Annotated in this window: 19 protein-coding genes and 2 other RNA genes; 13 read left to right on the top strand and 8 right to left on the bottom strand. The window is 49.1% G+C overall.

The window, feature by feature from the left end; translation table 11 throughout:
• The 3 genes from SC127_RS15060 to xthA all read left to right on the top strand — a co-directional run.
• A non-coding RNA gene (locus tag SC127_RS15060) (RtT sRNA) lies at positions 1-78 on the top strand; the annotation flags it as partial.
• Positions 79-115: 37 nt separating this feature from the next.
• Positions 116-243: non-coding RNA, RtT sRNA (locus tag SC127_RS15065), on the top strand.
• Between the two features lie 218 nt (positions 244-461).
• On the top strand, positions 462-1268 hold the full coding sequence (gene xthA / locus SC127_RS15070; RefSeq protein WP_215846668.1) for an exodeoxyribonuclease III: 807 nt from the start codon (positions 462-464) through the stop codon (positions 1266-1268).
• 27 nt (positions 1269-1295) lie between these two features.
• On the opposite strand, the gene SC127_RS15075 is transcribed toward xthA, so the two are convergent.
• From SC127_RS15075 to SC127_RS15090, 4 genes are all read right to left on the bottom strand, one after another.
• A complete protein-coding gene (locus SC127_RS15075; protein WP_215846667.1) occupies positions 1296-1610 on the bottom strand; it encodes a YnjH family protein in 315 nt (104 codons plus the stop codon).
• Positions 1607-3529 (bottom strand): DNA topoisomerase III, encoded by a 1923-nt coding sequence (locus SC127_RS15080; RefSeq protein WP_243077811.1) that lies wholly within the window; start codon positions 3527-3529, stop codon positions 1607-1609. The genes SC127_RS15075 and SC127_RS15080 overlap by 4 nt, the downstream gene beginning before the upstream one ends.
• 21 nt (positions 3530-3550) lie before the next feature.
• Entirely contained in the window at positions 3551-4027 is a 477-nt protein-coding gene (locus SC127_RS15085; RefSeq protein WP_332627054.1) for an AIR synthase-related protein, read from the bottom strand.
• A gap of 178 nt (positions 4028-4205) precedes the next feature.
• A complete protein-coding gene (locus SC127_RS15090) occupies positions 4206-4757 on the bottom strand; it encodes an NAD(P)H nitroreductase (RefSeq protein WP_243077809.1) in 552 nt (183 codons plus the stop codon).
• Positions 4758-4931: 174 nt separating this feature from the next.
• Between SC127_RS15090 and sppA the strand changes: the two genes are divergently transcribed.
• From sppA to pncA, 3 genes are all read left to right on the top strand, one after another.
• Positions 4932-6794, top strand: a complete 1863-nt coding sequence (sppA, locus tag SC127_RS15095) for a signal peptide peptidase SppA (protein ID WP_215846664.1) — start codon at positions 4932-4934, stop codon at positions 6792-6794.
• An 85-nt stretch (positions 6795-6879) separates the two neighbouring features.
• Entirely contained in the window at positions 6880-7893 is a 1014-nt protein-coding gene (gene ansA / locus SC127_RS15100) for an asparaginase (RefSeq protein ID WP_215846663.1), read from the top strand.
• 16 nt (positions 7894-7909) lie between these two features.
• Complete coding sequence (gene pncA / locus SC127_RS15105; RefSeq protein WP_215846662.1) at positions 7910-8518, top strand: bifunctional nicotinamidase/pyrazinamidase; 609 nt, start codon at positions 7910-7912, stop codon at positions 8516-8518.
• A gap of 48 nt (positions 8519-8566) precedes the next feature.
• Here pncA and SC127_RS15110 read toward each other — a convergent pair whose 3' ends face one another.
• A complete protein-coding gene (locus SC127_RS15110; protein ID WP_243077808.1) occupies positions 8567-8848 on the bottom strand; it encodes a YeaC family protein in 282 nt (93 codons plus the stop codon).
• 5 nt (positions 8849-8853) lie between these two features.
• Entirely contained in the window at positions 8854-9264 is a 411-nt protein-coding gene (gene msrB, locus SC127_RS15115) for a peptide-methionine (R)-S-oxide reductase MsrB (RefSeq protein WP_332627055.1), read from the bottom strand.
• A 342-nt stretch (positions 9265-9606) separates the two neighbouring features.
• On the opposite strand from msrB, the gene gapA reads away from it, so the two are divergent.
• Complete coding sequence (gapA, locus tag SC127_RS15120; protein ID WP_215846659.1) at positions 9607-10605, top strand: glyceraldehyde-3-phosphate dehydrogenase; 999 nt, start codon at positions 9607-9609, stop codon at positions 10603-10605.
• Between the two features lie 76 nt (positions 10606-10681).
• Entirely contained in the window at positions 10682-11557 is an 876-nt protein-coding gene (locus tag SC127_RS15125; RefSeq protein WP_215846658.1) for a D-hexose-6-phosphate mutarotase, read from the top strand.
• 27 nt (positions 11558-11584) lie between these two features.
• Here the strand turns inward: SC127_RS15125 and SC127_RS15130 are convergent, their stop codons facing one another.
• Together SC127_RS15130 and SC127_RS15135 are read right to left on the bottom strand one after the other, a co-directional pair.
• A complete protein-coding gene (locus SC127_RS15130) occupies positions 11585-12436 on the bottom strand; it encodes an aldo/keto reductase (RefSeq protein ID WP_243077807.1) in 852 nt (283 codons plus the stop codon).
• 72 nt (positions 12437-12508) lie between these two features.
• Entirely contained in the window at positions 12509-13258 is a 750-nt protein-coding gene (locus tag SC127_RS15135) for a MipA/OmpV family protein (RefSeq protein WP_332627056.1), read from the bottom strand.
• A gap of 424 nt (positions 13259-13682) precedes the next feature.
• On the opposite strand from SC127_RS15135, the gene yeaG reads away from it, so the two are divergent.
• From yeaG to wbaP, 5 genes are all read left to right on the top strand, one after another.
• Positions 13683-15617 (top strand): protein kinase YeaG, encoded by a 1935-nt coding sequence (gene yeaG, locus SC127_RS15140; RefSeq protein WP_215846655.1) that lies wholly within the window; start codon positions 13683-13685, stop codon positions 15615-15617.
• A 93-nt stretch (positions 15618-15710) separates the two neighbouring features.
• Complete coding sequence (locus SC127_RS15145) at positions 15711-16985, top strand: YeaH/YhbH family protein (protein WP_215846654.1); 1275 nt, start codon at positions 15711-15713, stop codon at positions 16983-16985.
• Between the two features lie 373 nt (positions 16986-17358).
• Complete coding sequence (locus SC127_RS15150; RefSeq protein WP_215846653.1) at positions 17359-19086, top strand: potassium/proton antiporter; 1728 nt, start codon at positions 17359-17361, stop codon at positions 19084-19086.
• A gap of 77 nt (positions 19087-19163) precedes the next feature.
• Entirely contained in the window at positions 19164-19397 is a 234-nt protein-coding gene (locus SC127_RS15155) for a DUF1480 family protein (RefSeq protein WP_215846652.1), read from the top strand.
• Positions 19398-19774: 377 nt separating this feature from the next.
• On the top strand, positions 19775-21241 hold the full coding sequence (wbaP, locus tag SC127_RS15160) for an undecaprenyl-phosphate galactose phosphotransferase WbaP (RefSeq protein WP_215846651.1): 1467 nt from the start codon (positions 19775-19777) through the stop codon (positions 21239-21241).
• Positions 21242-21276 lie beyond the last annotated feature (35 nt).

A 21276-nucleotide genomic window follows, 5' to 3' on the forward strand; every position in this document is an offset into this window, starting at 1 on the left:
GAGCGTAGCGAGACAACGCGCTTCAGCGCGGCCCGCAGGGAAGGCGCAGCGCGCCGCATAATCCTTCTCCCACCACCATCTCAGATACTCCGATTCCACCTCAAATGAAAAATTCAACCTGCTCTACAAGAGAAGGATGAGAAGCTTCGACCGAAGGTTCGAGCCGAGCGTAGCGAGACAACGCGCTTCAGCGCGGCCCGCAGGGAAGGCGCAGCGCGCCGCATAATCCTTCTCCCACCACCCTCTCAGATACTCCGATTTCACCTCAAGTGAAAAATTCAACCTGCTCTACATGAGAAGGATGAGAAGCGTCGACCGAAGGTTTACGCCGAGCGTCAAGTTCGCTGTGTTAATCAGCAAGAGACAAAACTGCAACAGATAATCTCGCCCGCTCAACCATGACATTCTCCCTGAAAATCGCTACCATCCAGCGCATCATTTGCTGAACAATGGTCGACACCATGAAATTTGTTTCATTTAACATCAACGGATTGCGCGCGCGCCCACATCAACTGGAAGCGTTGGTGGAAAAACATCAGCCCGATGTCATCGGTCTACAGGAAACGAAAGTCCATGATGATATGTTTCCGCTCGAGGATGTGGCAAAACTGGGCTATAACGTCTTTTATCACGGCCAGAAAGGTCATTATGGCGTGGCATTGTTAACGAAGGTTCAGCCTGTCTCTGTACGCCGTGGCTTTCCTGGCGATGACGAAGAGGCACAGCGCCGTCTGATCATGGCTGAGATTCCTAGCCCAATGGGCGATATTACCGTTATCAATGGCTACTTCCCGCAAGGCGAAAGCCGCGACCACCCGACTAAATTTCCTGCTAAAGAGAAATTTTACCGTGACCTGCAAAGTTATCTGACAGAAAACCACACCGCAGATAAACCGGTATTAATCATGGGTGACATGAACATCAGCAGCACAGATTTAGACATTGGTATTGGTGAAGAGAGCCGTAAACGCTGGCTGCGCACCGGAAAATGTTCATTCCTGCCTGAAGAGCGTGAATGGATGGACCGATTGCTGCAGTGGGGTTTAGTGGATACCTGGCGCGATAAAAATCCTGAAACGGCAGATTGTTTCTCATGGTTTGATTATCGTTCCAAAGGATTTGATGACAACCGCGGTTTGCGCATCGACTTAATTCTGGCAAGTCAGCCATTATCATCACGTTGTACTGATACGGGTATCGATTATCAATTGCGCAGTATGGAAAAACCCTCCGATCACGCGCCGATTTGGTCTACTTTTCAGTTTTAATCACAGCGTGGCCAAGGCCACGCTTTTTTATTTGATGATTTTCCATATCAGAGTGTTTGTGCCAATGGATTGCTCATCCCGCGCGCACTGTAACAGCACGCCTTCAGATTTCACCACGGCACCTTCGGTGTAATTACGATTATCAAAAATACAGCACTTCAAACAATTAGGCTGACGGTTTTGCCCTTGCGTCCAGGCTTCTGGCGGCAAGTCCACCACCACATCTGTATTGCCGCCTTGACTGGCCTGACCTTGGTTGTACTGTTCATGCCGATTATTTGCCTGCGCCGTGGCGCATATCAACATCATAATCAAACACGCTAAAGCAGAATTACGTCTCATCCTGTCTCCTTGGTTTTACGTTTAGCCTTAGCCTTGGCTGCAGGCCTTTTCTTGCCGGTGGAAGGTAAACCACGAAAGGCATGTCCCGAAGGCTGCTGTCTAGCCTGCTGAATCAAACCCGTTAGCGTGTGCACCAGCGGATGCATGAACTCATCATAGCGACAGGCTTTTTCACTGATACGTGTCAGGGTTGATTCCCACTGCGCAGTCATATCGGGTCTTGCCGCCAAATCGGGAAGAGAATGAATCAGCGCGCGACCCGTCTCAGTCGCATTGATTGAACGCCCCTTCTTCACTAAAAACGCCCGGCGAAATAACAGCTCGATAATGCCTGCACGCGTAGCCTCGGTCCCTAAACCATCGGTTGCTCGCAGCACTTTCTTTAATTCTTTATCCTGCACGAAGCGCGCGATACCAGTCATGGCTGATAAAAGCGTGGCATCAGTAAACGGTCGTGGCGGCTGAGTCTGTTTTGCTAACACTTCACCCTGCTCGCAAAGCAGTTCATCATCTTTAGCTACCACTGGCAGCGGCGTGCCATCGTTCTCTTCATCTCGCTCTTTACCGCCCAGCAAAGCACGCCAACCCGCTTCCGCCAGAAAACGCGCTTTGGCAACGAACTTGCCACCAGCAATATCCAGTTCAATAGTGCATTTACGAAAAAGCGCATCGGGACAAAATTGCATTAAATATTGACGCGCGACTAATCCGTAAACGTTTTGTTCATTTTCGGTTAGCTTGACGGCGCTGGAACGTGCAGTCGGAATAATTGCATGATGCGCATCCACTTTTTTATCATCCCAACAGCGATTCTTGCGATCTGCGCTAAAGTCGCCGGGCGGCGTAAGATTCGGTTGATGAGCCTGAATAGCCTTTAATACCGCATGACGGCCGGCAAAATGCTCATCGGGCAAATAACGGCTATCGGAACGTGGATACGTAATGAGTTTGTGCGTTTCGTACAGGCGTTGACACGTATCAAGAACCGTTTGAGCGCTTAATCCAAAACGTCTTGCCGCTTCAATTTGCAGGCTGGAAAGTGAAAATGGCAAAGGTGCCGTTTCACTTTCACGTTTATCACTGTAAGCCGTCACCCGCGCCGGTTTTCCCGCAATACGCGCAACGACGTGTTCAGCCAACGTGCGGTTGAGCAATCGGCCCTCTTCGTCTTGCCAGGGTTCACAAGCGTCGCTTGGCACCCAATTGGCCGTGAAACGCATCTCTTCAGGCGTGACAATATGCGCTTTTACTTCGAAGTAATCTTTTGGGATAAAGTTTTCTATCTCTTCATCACGGCGTACGACTAAACCCAGAACCGGCGTTTGAACACGACCTACCGAAAGCACGCCGTCGTATCCGGCGTTTCTGCCTAACAATGTCCAGGCCCGGGTCATGTTGATGCCATAAAGCCAGTCTGCGCGCGCGCGCGCTAATGCAGAAACACACAGCGGAATAAATTCGCGATTTTCGCGTAACCGATTGACCGCACGATCCACCGCTGATGGATTAAGATCGTTGATCAAACAACGCTGCACTTTGCTGCGTTTTTCAGCAGGCAACTGCAAGTAGTCAAGCACTTCATCCACTAACAACTGACCTTCGCGATCCGGGTCGCCAGCATGGACAACTTCATCGGCTTGCTTCAGTAACCCTTCGACAACTTTGAGCTGTTTCGCAACGGAAGGACGTGGTTGCAAACGCCATTTTTCAGGAATAATAGGTAAGTCCGCCAGTGACCAGCGAGCGTAACGGCTATCGTAGTGATCGGGTTGCGCCTGTTCTAATAGATGCCCAACGCACCAGGTTACAATTTGATCGTTACCACAGGCAATATAGCCGTCGCCACGGCGATGGGGTTTTGGCAGAACGTCGGCAATCGCCCGACCAAGACTGGGTTTTTCCGCAATAAACAAACGCATTTACTCAGGCAATCCTTAACTTCAGGGAACAACGGTTATAACGGGCACTTGCGCGTCAGCAGGCAGCAAGTTACACATCGTGCTGACATGAACAGGGGGTGATTTTGCACAATGGCGGTGTGCTTCAATTGCCAGCGGATGAAACGCCACCCGCAATCCGCCAAATGTTTGAGCATCGCAGCGCAACGCGTCCGTTGCCGCTGGTAACGTTACGTTCGGCACGGCACCTGCAGCAATAAAGACATCGACGCCCGCTAGCGTCGGAATCTGTTCAAACTGAACTTCCGCGCGCAATGACGAGCCCTGGCACACTTCGCTAAGATGGCCAAACAGACCAAAACCGGTCACATCGGTCATCCCATCCTCGCCCGCAATTTCTGCGAAAGCTGAGGATTGCGGAAAAACATTAATGCGCTTTTTGTCTAACACGTGCGGCGATTTATCACAGCCGCAGCCCGCTCCATGGCTGTATTGTGTCAGGCGAATACATTCTGACATGTAGGGATCCTTGTGCTGAGATTCGTACGGTTAACAACGCTGAAAATGATGGCGCTATGTTAGCCTGGCGAGACCTTAAGCGTAAGCGTGGTCTGACAGGTTCTCGATCATTCGCACAGGATCCATTCAAAGATGCAGGGCCAAGCGGCACCCTGCTTTAAAGTGTGTTGGATGCCTATCAGAAATAACTGACAAAGGGCGTCGTGTCAGGATGGACAACAGTGGTGCTGGATTTCAGTTGTGGCGTACCTAAATAAAGGAAACCCACAATGGCGTCCTGTTCACGGCAACCAAAAGCGTCACGTACAGTCTCGTCGTCGGTCCAGGGACCACTGCGCCAGATGCCATTAAATCCCTGTGCTGCGGCCGCCATCTGCATCGCCATCACGGCACAGCTGGCTGAAGCGATCTGCTCCCAGCGCGGCACCTTGTGATGCTCTTGGCAATGTGCCACCACCGTAATAATCATCGGGGCACGGAAAGGAGACTGCGTGGCTTTATCGATAGCTTTATCATCCAACTGCTTTTCACGAGCCGCTTTTTCCAGCAGTTTGCTCAGGCGATCACGCCCTTCGTGTTCGACAATAATGAAGCGCCACGGTTGCAGAGTACCGTGATCCGGCGCGCGCATACCTGCCCGGAGAATATTCTCTAACGCCTCTCCGGCAGGGGCCGGTTCAGATAAACGCGAAGCCGAACGTCGATTTACCAGTAATTCAAGCGCATCCATGTTTTTCTCCTGTTGTATGTCATGCTGTTTTAATCCTGGCACAGCCAGATTTTTTGTAACAGTCCGCAGTGATTTCCTGCTGACTTTTAGCACGCCGCTCATTAGGATGAGGTCGTCAAAGGAGGCCTGGTCCGCGCGGCGGCCACTTCCGGCTACACGAATATGGAGAGTCTGATGCGCACATTGTGGCGAATAATTGCTGGTCTGTTCCGCTGGACATGGCGGGTATTGAATTTTATCAGGGAATTTATTCTTAATTTATTCCTGATTTTTTTGATTGTGGTAGGTGTGGGGATTTGGTTACAGGTCAGTGGTTCTGGCAATAGTTCAGCTCCCGTGCAGCAAGGTGCTCTGAAAGTTGACCTAAATGGTGTGCTGGTCGATAAACCTTCGGTGAGCAATCGTTTGAGCAAGATTGGTCGTCAGTTGCTGGGTGCCAGCAGCGATCGTCTACAAGAGAACTCACTGTTTGATGTCGTGGACGCAATTCGCCAGGCCAAAGATGATAAAAACATTAAAGGCATGGTACTTGATCTGCGTGATTTTGCGGGTGGCGATCAACCTTCGCTGCAGTATGTTGGCAAAGCACTGCGCGAGTTCCGTGACAGCGGCAAGCCTATCTACGCATTAGGCGACAGTTACAGTCAGGCGCAATATTACCTCGCCAGCTACGCCAATAAGATTTACCTGTCGCCACAAGGTACCGTTGATCTTCACGGTTTCGCCACCAACGGTTTGTATTACAAATCGCTGCTGGAGAAACTCAAAGTCACTTCACACGTGTTCCGAGTGGGCACCTATAAATCTGCTGTAGAACCTTTCCTGCGCGATGACATGTCGCCAGCAGCACGTGATGCGGACAGTCGCTGGGTGGGACAATTGTGGCAAAACTACCTGAACACGGTTGCCGCAAATCGTCAGATTACGCCTGAGCAACTGTTCCCGGGTGCGACGGCGATAATTGCCGGGTTGCAAGCTGTAAACGGTGATACCGCCAAGTATGCACTGGATAACAAACTGGTCGACATCCTGGACTCGCGTGCTGCTGCCGATCAGGAGTTGGTGAAAGCCTTTGGTCTGAATAAGCAGAACAATGACTATCACAATGTCAGTATTTACGATTACAGCGTGAAACCTACAAACGCACAGCAAGATGGCAACATTGCGGTGGTCATGGCCAGCGGCGCAATCATGGATGGTGAAGAGTCGCCGGGCAATGTGGGTGGTGATACGACGGCAGCACAGATTCGTGATGCTCGCCTCGACCCGAAAATTAAAGCCATCATTCTGCGGGTAAACAGTCCCGGTGGAAGCGTCACAGCGTCAGAAGCGATTCGCGAAGAGTTGGCGGCGGCGCATGCAGCCGGTAAACCGGTGGTGGTTTCCATGGGCGGTATGGCAGCTTCTGGTGGTTACTGGATTTCAACGCCAGCAGATTACATCGTAGCTAACCCGAGCACGCTTACGGGTTCCATTGGTATTTTTGGGGTGATCAATACGCTGGAAAACAGTTTGGATACGCTTGGTGTACATACTGATGGTGTGGCGACTTCGCCGCTTGCCGATATCGCGCTGACCAAAGCGCTGCCGCAAGAAGTACAGCAAATGATGCAGCTAACCATTGAGAATGGGTATCACAACTTTGTCGGCTTAGTGGCGAAATCGCGCCATAAAACGCCAGAGCAGATTGATGCCATTGCGCAAGGCCACGTTTGGACGGGTAGCGATGCAAAAGCCAATGGTCTGGTGGATGCGTTGGGTGATTTTGATGATGCTGTGAAAAAAGCGGGCGAACTGGCGAAAGTTGCTAATCCGCAGCTCAGCTGGTACCAGGACGATCCGACTTTCATTGATATGATGTTGAGTCAGGTAAATGCATCGGTACAAGCCGTGCTGCCTGATACGCTGAAAGCTTGGTTACCCGCGCCAATGTTAGATGTGATGAGCGCAGTAAAAAATCAGCCGGGTATGTTTGATCACCTTAACGATCCACAAAATCGTTACGCCTTCTGTTTAAACTGTGGCGTAGTGCGATAAACCTCGCAGCCCGGCCACTGGCTGGGCTGCTTTTCCCCGCTATAGCCCTTATACTGCGCGTTTTAAGGCAAGTCTGAGTTTGATAATGCAAAAGAAAAACATCTATGTAGCCTATACGGGCGGTACCATTGGTATGCAACGTTCTGCCCAAGGTTACATTCCGGTTTCAGGACATCTGCAGCAGCAGCTCGCCAATATGCCTGAGTTTCACCGCCCTGAAATGCCTGATTTCACCATTCATGAATATCAGCCATTAATTGACTCTTCAGATATGACGCCGCAAGACTGGCAATCGATTGCTGAAGATATTCGTCAAAACTATGATCATTATGATGGTTTTGTGATTCTACATGGTACCGATACCATGGCTTTCACTGCCTCAGCACTCTCTTTTATGCTGGAAAATTTAGCCAAGCCAGTTATCGTTACGGGTTCGCAAATTCCTTTGGCAGAACTGCGCTCAGATGGCCAACAAAATTTGTTGAACTCACTGTATGTCGCGGCAAATTATCCTATCAACGAAGTCGCGTTGTTTTTCAACAACACGCTCTACCGTGGCAACCGTACAACGAAAGCGCATGCTGACGGATTCAATGCTTTCGCTTCCCCTAACCTTTCAGCCCTTCTGGAGGCGGGCATTCATATTCGTAAATTGAATACGCCTCCCGCACCTCAGAGCGTCGGCGAACTGATTGTTCATACTATTACGCCGCAGCCCATTGGCGTGGTGACTATTTACCCTGGCATTTCCGCTGACGTGGTGAAAAACTTCCTGCGCCAGCCAGTTAAAGCCCTTATCCTGCGATCGTATGGCGTGGGTAATGCACCGCAAAATGCTGAATTTTTAGCCGAGCTGCAGCAGGCTAGCGATCGCGGCATTGTTGTGGTGAATTTAACCCAGTGCATCTCAGGCAAGGTCAACATGGGCGGTTACGCTACAGGCAACGCGCTTGAGCATGCAGGGGTGATCAGTGGGTTCGACTTAACCGTAGAAGCAGCATTAACCAAGCTGCATTTTTTACTTAGCCAAAATCTGTCAAGCGAGCAAATTCGTGCCAAAATGCAGCAAAATTTGCGTGGCGAACTGACCGAAGATTGATATGGAGCGACTGGTAATGAAACGGGCACTTATCATCATTGATATTCAAAACGACTTTTGTCCGGGCGGCCCGATGGCGGTTCACGAGGGCGATAAAACCGTTGAGGTGGCTAATCGCTATGCGCGTGAATTCCATCAAAACGGTGAATGTGTTTTGGCGTTACAAGACTGGCATCCGGCAGATCACGGCAGTTTTGCTTCCGTGTCAGGTGAACCGGTTTATACCCTTGGCGAGCTGAATGGTTTAGCACAAATTTGGTGGCCAGATCATGGTATTCAGGGTTCGAAAGGCGCTGATTTTCATCCCGGACTCGATACCAGCTTATTTGACGCCAGGTTCCATAAAGGTCAGGACCAGGATGTCGACAGCTATAGCGCCTTTTTTGATAATGGGCATCGCCGTAAAACAGAACTCGACAGCTGGCTGCGTGAACGCGGTATCACGCATCTGGTCATGTTAGGGCTGGCGACAGATTATTGCGTGAAATACAGCGTGCTGGATGCCCTTGAGCTGGGCTATCAGGTCGACGTGGTTAAAGAAGGTTGCCGTGGTGTAAACCTCAACCCTGATGACAGCGAAATCGCCTTTTCGCAGATGGCTGCGCAAGGTGCTGTTCTGATTTAGAACAGCAGGCAAAAACTAAAAAAGGCTGGCTTAATCGCCAGCCTTTTTTTAATGCAAGTTGATGCGAGTGATATCTGGCTCTATGCCAAACTCTTCCTTAAGCTGCTTCTTGGATTTCATCACCATTTCGCCACCCTTGCCAATGCTCATATGCTGCGGGCTCTCGTTATAACGCGCCTGCCACAACATCACTAACTGCATGCAGTTATCACGCTGTTCTGATGTTAGCGCCACACCATCAGGCCATTTGCCGGTTTCAACCGCAGTAGAGAGCCGCTCATAGACTTCTGGCGTCATCGCATTGAGCATGGCTTCAAGTTCTTGCTTCATTGCCATTACCCTTCTGTTTGTTCGCCTTGCTCATCGGTAAAGTTCAACGAGGCTGAATTCACACAATAGCGCTCGCCGGTAGGCTGTGGGCCATCTGGGAAAACATGCCCAAGGTGCGCATCACAGTTATTACAACGAATTTCAATACGCTGCATGCCGTATGAGTCATCCTCAATATAGCGAATCGCTTCGTCACTGACGGGCTCGTAAAAGCTCGGCCAGCCACAACCTGAGTCATATTTTGTTTCAGAGAGGAACAACGGTGAATTACACACCAGACAGTGGTAAATGCCGTCCTGTTTGTTTTGCAATAGCGCGCCGCTGAAAGGCGGTTCTGTGCCACGATGCTGAGTAACGTAACGCTGCATTTCAGACAATTGCGCAATTTTTGCTTCGGGTGCGGTTTCTTTAGCCATTTAAGAGATTCCGGAGGGTGTCATTCTGAAAAAATCGACTACTATTCTAACAAATGAACAACATTAGTCGGGTCTTATTTCGTGCTCATCCTTTCGTCGAGACCTCCACAACGTAGATTTGTGACTCTGATCACCTTTTATCTTAGGTATCCCTTTATATTCGGCGATGGTGTTAACGAAGCGCAATGGCATATTCGTTGCGCAAGCGTTTGCGCAACGAATTATTCCTGTTGAGTGGATTGACCTGTCGCAACAATTGACACGATTCCGCTTGACGCCTGGTAAGGTTTTTGTAATTTTACAGCCAACCTTTTATTCACTAACAAATAGCTGGTGGAATATATGACTATCAAAGTAGGTATCAACGGTTTTGGCCGTATCGGTCGCATCGTTTTTCGTGCTGCTCAACAGCGTTCAGACATCGAAATCGTTGCTATCAACGACCTGCTCGACGCTGAATACATGGCGTACATGCTGAAGTTTGACTCAACTCATGGTCGTTTCGACGGTACCGTTGAAGTGAAAGATGGCGCGCTGGTTGTTAACGGTAAGAAAATTCGTGTTACCGCTGAGAGAGATCCGGCTAACCTGAAATGGGACGAAGTTGGCGTTGACGTTGTTGCTGAAGCAACCGGTATCTTCCTGACCGACGAAACTGCCCGTAAACACATCACTGCTGGTGCTAAGAAAGTCGTTCTGACTGGCCCGTCTAAAGATGACACCCCAATGTTTGTACGTGGTGCCAACTTCGACAAATACGAAGGTCAGGATATCGTTTCTAACGCATCTTGCACCACCAACTGCCTGGCGCCGTTGGCTAAAGTTATCAACGACCAGTTCGGCATCGTTGAAGGCCTGATGACCACCGTCCACGCGACTACGGCAACGCAGAAAACTGTTGATGGCCCGTCTCACAAAGACTGGCGCGGCGGTCGTGGCGCATCTCAGAACATCATCCCTTCATCAACTGGCGCAGCTAAAGCCGTTGGTAAAGTTCTGCCAGAATTGAATGGCAAACTGACCGGTATGGCGTTCCGCGTTCCAACCCCTAACGTTTCAGTCGTTGACCTGACTGTACGTCTGGCGAAGCCTGCTTCTTACAAAGAAATCTGCTCTGCTATCAAAGCAGCATCAGAAGGCGATATGAAAGGCGTTCTGGGCTATGTTGAAGATGAAGTGGTTTCTACCGATTTCAACGGCGAAACGCTGACTTCAGTATTCGATGCTAAAGCCGGTATCGCGCTGAATGACAACTTTGTGAAACTGGTTTCCTGGTACGATAACGAAACTGGCTACTCGCACAAGGTACTCGACCTGATTGCACTGGTTTCTTCTAAATAAGATAGCCAGACAGTGTTGAGAATAAGGGCGACTTCGGTCGCCCTTTTTTTATGGTCCGCACAGGAAGGATTCGCACATGCAAGACAAACTTTTTTCATTGCCCGTTGTGACTCAAATTACACCTTATCTGTCGCAACGTCAGGTGGGCGATCTGCCTGCGATTGTCATCAGCCATCCTAAAGTACGCGCTGCCATTACGCTGCAGGGCGCGCATTTAATTGCCTGGCAACCCAGCGGCGAAAAACCGGTGATTTGGTTGAGCGATAAAACCCCCTTCTCACCCGGTAAAGCGATCCGTGGCGGTGTGCCTATTTGCTGGCCGTGGTTTGGCCCGGCAGGTGAACCCGCCCACGGCTTTGCCCGTAATCAAACCTGGACACTTTCCGCACACGATGAAAACGATGAGGGTGTGATATTGACCTTTGTGCTGGAAAGTAATGCACAAACCAAAAAGCTTTGGCCACATGATTTCACCCTGTTTGCCCGTTTTCGTTTAGGTCAACATTGCGAAATCGAATTAGAAGCGCACGGCGATTTTGAAGCGACAGCGGCGCTGCACAGCTATTTTACCGTGGCGGATATCGCTGAGGTTGAAGTCAGCGGTCTGGGCAAAACCTATATTGATAAAGTCGAAAACAACGTTCAGGGCACCAGCGAGGGTAAGCAGCGTTATCCGGGACGTGTTGATCGTATTTTCACGCAAGCTGAAGATTGCTCTGTGATTCACGATAAAGCAGGACAACGTCTGATTGAGGTTTATCATCACCATCACAGCGATGTTGTTACCTGGAATCCCGGCGTTGAGCTTTCTTGTAGCATGGCGGATATGGCGAACGATGGGTATAGAACGCTGGTATGTGTAGAAACAGCGCGCATCAATACACCCCTGCGTAGCGCAGGCGAGAAACCTGCGCGATTAGGAACAACTTTTCGTTTACGCAAAAAAGCGTAGCGGCGACGTCGTTTAATTTTTTCACATTTAAACAATATCCAGCGGTAATTTATGCGGCGGCGGCGGAAAGGCTTGATTGATGAGAAACAGATCTTCATCCGTCAATTCAATATCCAGCGCCGCAGCATTTTCCTGAACATGCGCGATCGAACTGGCTTTTGGAATAGCAAGAACGCCTGTTTTGCGTATGACCCAAGCCAACAGTAATTGCGCCACGCTTATGCCCTTTTGCTGTGCAATTTTTCCTAATGCAGCCTCCGAGAACAGCGCGTTGCGTAGACGTCCAGCCTGAGCCAACGGACAGTAAGCCATAATGGGCAGATTCCGCTGCTGACATTCAGGCAGCAGATCATATTCAATGCCCCGTGAAGCAAGATGGTAAAGCACCTGATTAGTCGCGCAGTGTTCACCGCCCGATTCGCTCCACAATTCCATCATGTCGTCGATGTCGAAATTCGAAACGCCCCAATGCAGAATTTTACCCTGCCGTTGCAACGAGACCATCGCTCTGATGGTCTCCTCTAGCGGTACATTGCCACGCCAATGCAATAAATAGAGATCGATACGATCTGTCTTGAGCCGGGCAAGACTGCGCTCACAGGCTTCGATAGCGTCATACTCGCCCGCATTCCACGGATAAACTTTGGAAACCAGAAAGGCCTCATCGCGTCGTCCTTGTAAGGCTTCTCCCACTACGCTTTCTGCGCCGCCATCTGCATACATTTCAGCCGTGTCGATAAGCTTGAGTCCACAATCGAGTCCGGCTTGCAGCGCCTTGACTTCCTGCTGTCGATGGGCGTTATCTTCGCCCATAAACCAGGTGCCTTGACCTATTGCGGGAAGGATATGTTGACTAGCAAAGGTGACTGTTTTGTTCATTCTGCTCTCCTGCATCAATTTAAGGCACCAGAAAAGAGCAGAGGGCATAAAATGCCCTCATTTGGTGCATAATCAGAAGGTATAGCTGATGCCAGTCCAGAGTGTAGCCTGGCCGCTTTTATCAACCATTGGGCTATCTTTGATCTCACTGTCAAAACGGGTATAGCGTCCGATGACACTGGCATTCCATTGCGGTGAGATTTGATAGCTGGCGCTGAGTTCAAGATAGGGTGACCAGCTGTCGTCTGGGTCATAACGATCAATGCCGGTACGCGCGCTCTCATGACCTGAAACACCATAATAATAGCGGTTCTGGTTAGCGCTGTTCCACATCGCCCCGATGCCTGGCGTGACGGAAAAATCACCCATCTCGAAGCGGTACAGGTAAGTCAGATCCCAAATAATCCCGTTGCTGTTATTGAGCACATCACCCAGCACTGCGGTGCGCACAATGCCCCAATCGGCGGTATGGCGATACGTTGCGCCGCCCATTAATGTCATGCGACGCTTATCCAGATGTTTCATATCCCCCAAATCGTTGTCACCAGGATCGTACTGTTGCGGCGAGCCAGCCAGCGTTAATGACAATTGATTTTGTGGGTCTTTCCAGAGGTAATAGCCGCCTTGCAGGCTACGGAACCAGAAGTTCTCGCCTTCATAATTAATTACCGGTACGGGAATGTAACGATCCTGTCCGCCACGATAAGGTGATTCAGCATAAATCACTGATGCACCAAGTGATAAGGGTGCAGCCTGGGCGACATTAAAGAGTAAAGAACAAGGTAAAAGAGCAGCAAGGGCTTTAAGTTTGAATTGGTTCACAATTTATTCATTCCATAAATATAACAATCACCCATGGAGTCTAACGGCTTTTTTTCACGGGTTTAACCGTTATCTGGAGCAGGCTTAGCATTCATCGCTGAAAGAAGGCATGAATGGTTAAATTTCTCCTCCTCAACGCCGTTTTTCCTGACAAAGTTGTTTTGCAATTAAATGACTTTGCTATTGATATATCACTACATCATCTCAATACGCGGAGGAAATTTCTTAAATGCCTTCTACAGTTAGAAGTAAGACGAGACTTTTTTGTACGAGCAGAGTAACCATAAGAATTGTGTATCCGGATTAAAAGACGTCAGGTTGGCATAAGGGTTGCTGTACTCAATAGAGAATATTTTCCGGGAGCTGCATGAGCAACTAATTACGCTCCTTTACCTGTGCTAAAAACGAAAGGACGGGCATCGCTATGAATATATTCGATCACTATCGTCAGCGTTATGAAGCTGCCAAGGACGAAGAGTTCACACTGCAGGAATTTCTTGCTACCTGTAAACAAGATCGCAGTGCATACGCTAATGCTGCAGAGCGACTATTAATGGCTATAGGTGAGCCAGTAATGGTCGACACTGCTCAAGAGCCACGCCTTTCCAGAATATTCTCCAATCGTGTGATGGGACGCTATCCAGCGTTCGAAGAGTTTTACGGCATGGAAGAAGCGATCGAACAAATCGTTTCCTATCTGAAACACGCCGCTCAAGGGCTTGAAGAGAAGAAACAAATTCTCTATTTACTGGGACCGGTTGGTGGGGGTAAGTCCTCGCTGGCTGAACGCCTTAAAGCATTAATGCAGCGCGTGCCCATTTACGTTTTAAGCGCAGATGGCGAGCGCAGCCCGGTAAACGACCATCCACTCTGCCTGTTTAACCCGCAAGAAGATGCCAATATCCTTGAGAAAGAGTATGGCGTACCGCGTCGTTACCTTGGCACCATCATGTCCCCTTGGGCCGCTAAGCGTTTGCATGACTTTGGAGGCGATATCACCCGCTTCAAAGTCGTAAAAGTTTGGCCGTCGATTTTGGAACAGTTGGCCATCGCTAAAACTGAACCAGGCGATGAAAACAACCAAGATATTTCTGCGCTTGTGGGTAAAGTGGACATCCGTAAACTGGAAAACCACGCTCAAAACGATCCTGATGCTTACGGTTATTCTGGTGCGCTGTGCCGTGCGAACCAAGGCATCATGGAGTTCGTCGAAATGTTTAAAGCGCCAATTAAGGTGCTGCATCCTTTGTTAACCGCGACGCAGGAAGGTAACTACAACGGTACCGAAGGTATTTCCGCCCTGCCGTTCAACGGCATTATTTTGGCGCACTCAAACGAATCTGAATGGGTGACGTTCCGTAACAACAAAAATAATGAGGCGTTTCTTGACCGTGTTTACATCGTTAAAGTGCCTTATTGCCTGCGCGTTTCCGAAGAGATCAAGATCTATGAGAAGTTGCTGAATCACAGTGAATTAGCGACATCGCCTTGCGCACCGGGCACGCTGGAAACGCTGGCTCGCTTCTCCATCTTGTCGCGCATGAAAGATCCTGAGAACTCCAGTATCTACTCAAAAATGCGCGTTTATGATGGCGAAACCCTGAAGGATACCGATCCTAAAGCGAAATCCTGGCAGGAATACCACGATTATGCGGGCGTAGACGAAGGCATGAACGGTCTATCAACACGTTTCGCCTTTAAAATCCTTTCACGCGTATTTAACTTCGACCATGTAGAAGTTGCCGCTAACCCGGTGCATCTGTTCTATGTACTTGAACAGCAGATTGAGCGTGAACAGTTCCCGCAAGATCAGGCCGAGAAGTATCTGGAACATCTGAAAGGCTATTTAATTCCGAAATATGCTGAGTTCATTGGCAAAGAGATTCAAACGGCCTATCTGGAATCTTACTCCGAATATGGTCAGAACATCTTTGATCGCTACGTGACCTACGCAGACTTCTGGATCCAGGATCAGGAATATCGTGACCCTGATACCGGACAGCTGTTTGATCGTGAATCGCTCAACGCTGAGCTGGAAAAAATCGAGAAACCAGCCGGGATCAGTAACCCGAAAGACTTCCGTAATGAGATTGTGAATTTTGTCCTGCGTGCCCGTGCACACAACAATGGCCGCAATCCAAACTGGACCAGCTATGAGAAGCTGCGTACCGTCATTGAGAAGAAAATGTTCTCTAACACGGAAGAGTTATTGCCGGTGATTTCATTCAACACCAAAACCTCAACGGATGAACAGAAAAAACATGATGATTTTGTCGATCGCATGATGGAAAAAGGCTATACCCGCAAACAGGTTCGCCTGCTGTGCGAATGGTATCTGCGTGTGCGCAAATCGTCCTAATCAAAGCCTGTAAGCAAGCCGATGCTGTGACATTGGTAAAGGTTCAAGGTCGGGCATGCCCGACCTGCTTACAATGTAGTTTGGGGGAAGACTATGGCCTATTTTATCGATCGCCGACTGAACGGCAAAAACAAGAGCGCGGTCAACCGTCAGCGCTTCTTGCGCCGTTATAAGTCACAAATCAAGCAGTCGATTTCCGAGGCCATCAACAAGCGCTCGGTTACTGACGTTGAGAGTGGAGAATCCGTTTCAATTCCCATTGATGATATCAACGAGCCAAGTTTTCATCAGGGACGCGGCGGTAACCGCCATCGCGTTCATCCCGGCAACGATCACTTTGTCCAAAACGATCGCATTGAGCGGCCACAAGGCGGCGGCGGTGGCGGCAGTGGTCAGGGAAACGCCAGCCAGGATGGTGAAGGCCAGGACGAGTTCGTTTTTCAAATCTCAAAAGATGAATACCTTGATCTGCTGTTTGAAGATTTAGCGTTACCGAACTTGCGCAAAAATCAGCATCGGCAATTGAACGAATATAAGACGCATCGCGCCGGTTTCACTTCAAACGGCGTGCCCGCCAACATCAGTGTGGTGCGCTCACTGCAAAACTCGCTGGCGCGTCGCACAGCCATGACGGCAGGTAAACGCCGCATGTTGCATGAACTGGAAGATGCGCTGACTTCTGTAGAGAAAGCGGAGCCTGCCCAGTTACTTGAAGAAGAGCGGCTGCGTAAGGAGATAGCTGAACTGCGGGCACGTATCGAACGCGTCCCGTTTATCGACACGTTTGACCTGCGTTACAAGAACTTCGAGAAACGTGCAGAACCTTCTAGCCAGGCCGTGATGTTTTGCTTGATGGATGTTTCAGGTTCAATGGATCAGGCCACTAAAGATATGGCGAAGCGTTTTTATATTCTGCTCTATCTGTTCCTTAGCCGAACCTATAAGAACGTAGATGTGGTCTATATTCGCCACCATACCCAAGCGAAAGAAGTCGATGAGCAGGAGTTCTTCTACTCACAGGAAACGGGCGGCACTATTGTTTCCAGCGCCCTGAAATTAATGGATGAAGTGGTAAAAGAGCGTTACGACCCGGCTCAGTGGAATATTTATGCTGCACAAGCTTCCGATGGCGATAACTGGGCAGATGACTCACCGTTATGTCATGAGATATTAGCGAAAAATATTCTGCCGGTGGTGCGTTACTACAGTTACATCGAAATTACGCGACGTGCGCATCAAACGCTCTGGCGTGAGTATGAGCACCTGCAATCAACCTTTGATAACTTTGCTATTCAGCATATTCGTGAGCCAGAAGATATCTATCCTGTGTTCCGCGAACTGTTTCATAAACAGGCTGCTGAAGCCTGAGTAACTTAGCCAGCCTTTTTCGAGAAGTTAAGTTGTTGTCTGCGGGTTAGTCTGTGAATCTCCCGAAAACTTACTGAGGTAAGAGACCGGGGGTAAGCGGGTCTAGTCAACCGATCTTCTGCTTAACGTTCCTGGATAGAGGCTGGCCTCTCTATTTTATCCTTTGAATAACCTGCAAAAACACCCTCTTTTCTTCGTCTGGCTCGCCAACCCCTTCATTCTTCACATTAATCCTATTCTGCAGGGTTATTAACATTTCATATAATTAGAATATTGACGATGACAACTCATTGATAAAACATTATCTTTCATACATAGCATGGAATATTGCCACACTCGCTGATACCGCCCTTATTACCGCAGGAGACCGGGTTTGAACCACAATATTGTTTATAGTCTGTTTATCATTGGTTCTGTGCTGGTTGCTTCAAGCATTTTACTCAGTTCATTCTCCTCACGTTTAGGCATCCCTATTCTGGTTATCTTTCTTGCGCTGGGCATGTTGACCGGTGTCGATGGCATTGGCGGCATCGCCTTTGATAACTATCCTGCGGCTTACCTCATCTCAAACCTGGCACTCGCGATCATTTTGTTAGATGGGGGAATGCGCACCAAAGCCAGCTCTTTTAAAGTTGCGTTGGGCCCGGCGCTTTCGCTTGCCACCGTCGGCGTAATGATTACCGCGGGATTAACCGGCCTGGTCGCCGCATGGCTATTCAATCTGGACATGATGCAGGGCTTCCTGATTGGCGCAATCATCGGCTCCACTGACGCTGCGGCGGTATTTTCACTACTTGGCGATAAAGGTCTTAATGAGCGCGTCAGCTCAACGCTGGAAATCGAGTCGGGCAGTAATGATCCAATGGCGGTGTTTCTTACCATCACGTTGATTGAAATGATCCAGCAGGGGCAAACCGGCCTCGACTGGATGTTTCTGGTTCATCTGATTCAGCAGTTTGGTTTAGGCATTGCGCTGGGACTCGGCGGCGGTTGGGCGTTGCAACAGTTGATCAACCGTATCAACCTGGCCAGCGGCTTATATCCTTTACTGGCGTTAAGCGGCGGCATCTTAGTCTTCGCCCTGACTACCATGCTGGAAGGCAGCGGCATTTTGGCGGTTTACCTGTGCGGGTTCTTATTAGGGAATAGCCCAATCCGCAACCGCCACGGCATCTTACAAACCTTCGATGGTATGGCATGGTTAAGCCAAATCGGCATGTTTATCGTGTTGGGTCTGTTAGTCACCCCGTCCGATCTTTGGCATATCGCCGTACCGGCCATGATTTTGTCGTTGTGGCTGATTCTGGTGGCGCGCCCGCTTTCGGTGTTTATTGGTCTGTTACCGTTTCGTAACTTTACCGGGCGTGAGCGCATATTTATCAGCTGGGTAGGTTTACGCGGCGCCGTACCGATTATCCTGGCAGTGTTCCCGATGATGGCAGGCTTAGAAAATGCCTCGCTCTATTTTAATATCGCCTTCTTTGTGGTGCTGGTCTCTTTAATGCTACAAGGTACTTCGCTTGGCTTTGCTGCGAAGAAAGCCAAAGTAGTCGTGCCGCCAACGGCCTCTCCTATTAGCCGCATTGGCCTGGACATTCACCCGGAAAACCCGTGGGAACAATTTGTCTATCAATTGAGTGCAGACAAATGGTGTGTGGGAGCAGCACTTCGCGATCTCCAAATGCCGCGTGAAACCAGGATAGCCGCCCTGTTCAGAGACAACGTATTGATGCACCCCAATGGCGGAACGCGTTTAAAAGAAAATGATGTGATCTGCGTCATTGGACGTGAGCGCGACCTGCCCGCATTGGGCAAGATGTTTAGCCAATCGCCGCCGGTTTCATTAGATCAACGTTTCTTTGGTGACTTCATTCTCGACGCGGAAGCACGTTTACGTGATATCGCGCAAATCTACGGTCTGGAACTTGATGAAGAGACCAATGATCAACAATCGCTCGGGCAGCTAATGCTAAATATGCTCGGCGGAACCCCGGTAGTTGGCGATCATATGGAATGGAAGCAATTAACCTGGACCGTCGCGGAAAAAGAGGACAATCGCATTGTGAAAATCGGCGTACGTCCAGCAGAAGACAAGGATTAATCCTACAAAATCAGGCTCGTAATTCGGCATAAACCCACTAAGCTAAATATTCAACCCAGTATAAACGGGAGAATTGAATGGGACACGTCGTTAAAATTGGCCGTTACGAAATCATTGATGCCGAGTTCGACAGCGAGAATTTTGAAACCGTCAGCATTCCCTGCCAGACCAATCCCGGCTTAAGTTATCAGCTTGATGGCTGGGATCAAGAGACCAGCGTTCCTGCGTGGATAGATGATAATCCCGTGGATCTGGAAATAGCGCATTACGATAAAGAAGGCGATCGTTGGGTATTAAGAAAACCAGCCTGACCCGGAATACTTACCGCCAGATAACATATTTGGCGGTAATTCTGAAAATGAGTCTTAAAATCATTAGTTCCAACTTCGAATAAAAAGGTTTTATCCTCTATTTTCAATAAGATAACCCAACTAAACTTTAGTGCAATTTTTAGTTTTCAGAATAGTTCCGTATTAACTCTATCAAATATCTCCTGCATACTCTTAAACAACGCTGCAGTTTTTCGTGATGGATGTCACGATTTTTCCCATCGCCCTCGACGCAGCAACTTTGGCTCTAATGACTGTAACAGACTGAAAATATATTTAATTATTTTCAGTAGCCCACTCCTGAACGCGTACTTGATTCTGGTCAGGCCATCTTTTACTTGAAGAAGAGAGCAGGTTTTATGGCAAGTACATTAGTAATGAATGACGCGAGCCGCTCATGGAGCGGAACACGTAAAAACATCATCGTGAAGTTTGCCTTAAGTTTTTCCGATCTTATTGCTTTAAATTTGGCGCTATTTTTATCCGCCGCCACAATCCAGGGTATTTGGGGAGAGCTGGATTCGTTTATTCCTCCGCATCAAATCGAATACCGTTTTACCGCACAGTTTATTATGTCAGTGATGTGTACTGGCTGGTTCTGGGTTCGATTACGTCACTACACTTACCGCAAACCGTTTTGGTTCGAGCTGAAAGAAGTCGTTAAAACGTTGTTCGTCTTCTCCCTGCTCGATCTCGCCCTGATTGCTTTTTCTAAGTGGGATTTTTCACGCATGGTGTGGGTCTTCAGCTGGACCTACGCGCTGATTCTTCTGCCGCTGATGCGTGCATTCGTGAAACGAGCGATCAACAAAGCCGGCCAATGGCAAAAAGACACCATCATCATTGGTTCGGGTAAGAACGCCACCGAAGCGTATGCGGCATTGCAGAGCGAAGAGATTCTTGGCTACAACGTGCAGGCGTTTATCTCAATTGATGACGTGCCAAAGCAGCAGAGCGTAAATGGCGTACCGGTGGTGGCCTGGAAGGACATTAACTGGCAGACCATTGACCGTGACAATATCCAGTTCATCGTAGCGATGGAATATGAGCAGCAGCCGATGCGTGACCGTTGGCTGAAATTCCTCTCCAAAATGAATTGCCGTAGTGTTTCAGTTATTCCTACCCTGCGTGGCGTGCCTTTGTATGGCACCGATATGTCGTTCATTTTTAGCCATGAAGTGATGATTTTGCGTGTCAGCAATAACCTTGCTAAGCATTCGTCACGCTTCCTTAAACGCGCTTTTGATATCGTGGTCGCCTCAATATTGCTGGTGTTTCTGGCGCCCGTTTTCGCTCTGCTCTGCTCAATGGTAAAACGGGACGGCGGCAACGCAATTTATGGTCATGAACGCATTGGTCAGGATGGTAAAAAGTTTAAATGCCTGAAGTTCCGTTCGATGGTAACTAACTCGAAAGAAGTGTTGGAACATTTGCTCGCCACCAGCGAAGAGGCGCGTGTTGAATGGGATAAAGACTTCAAACTTAAGAACGATCCCCGCATTACCAAAATTGGCGGTTTTCTGCGTAAAACCAGTCTTGATGAACTGCCGCAATTATGGAACGTGATACGGGGTGAAATGAGTTTAGTGGGGCCACGTCCGGTTGTTGAAGCTGAACTGGCGCGTTACGCTGGCGATGTCGATTACTATCTGATGGCGAAGCCCGGTATGACCGGTTTATGGCAGGTCAGTGGGCGAAACGACATCGATTATGATACCCGCGTCTATTTCGATTCCTGGTATGTCAAAAACTGGGCGCTGTGGACTGATATCGCTATCTTGTTTAAAACCGCAGGTGTGGTATTCCGCCGTGATGGCGCTTACTGAGTTAATGATATCTCTTTAAAATGCGATGCCTGTTA

The sequence above is a fragment of the Pantoea sp. T14 genome (genome assembly GCF_036663535.1).
In the GTDB taxonomy this organism is placed as follows: domain Bacteria; phylum Pseudomonadota; class Gammaproteobacteria; order Enterobacterales; family Enterobacteriaceae; genus Pantoea; species Pantoea phytostimulans.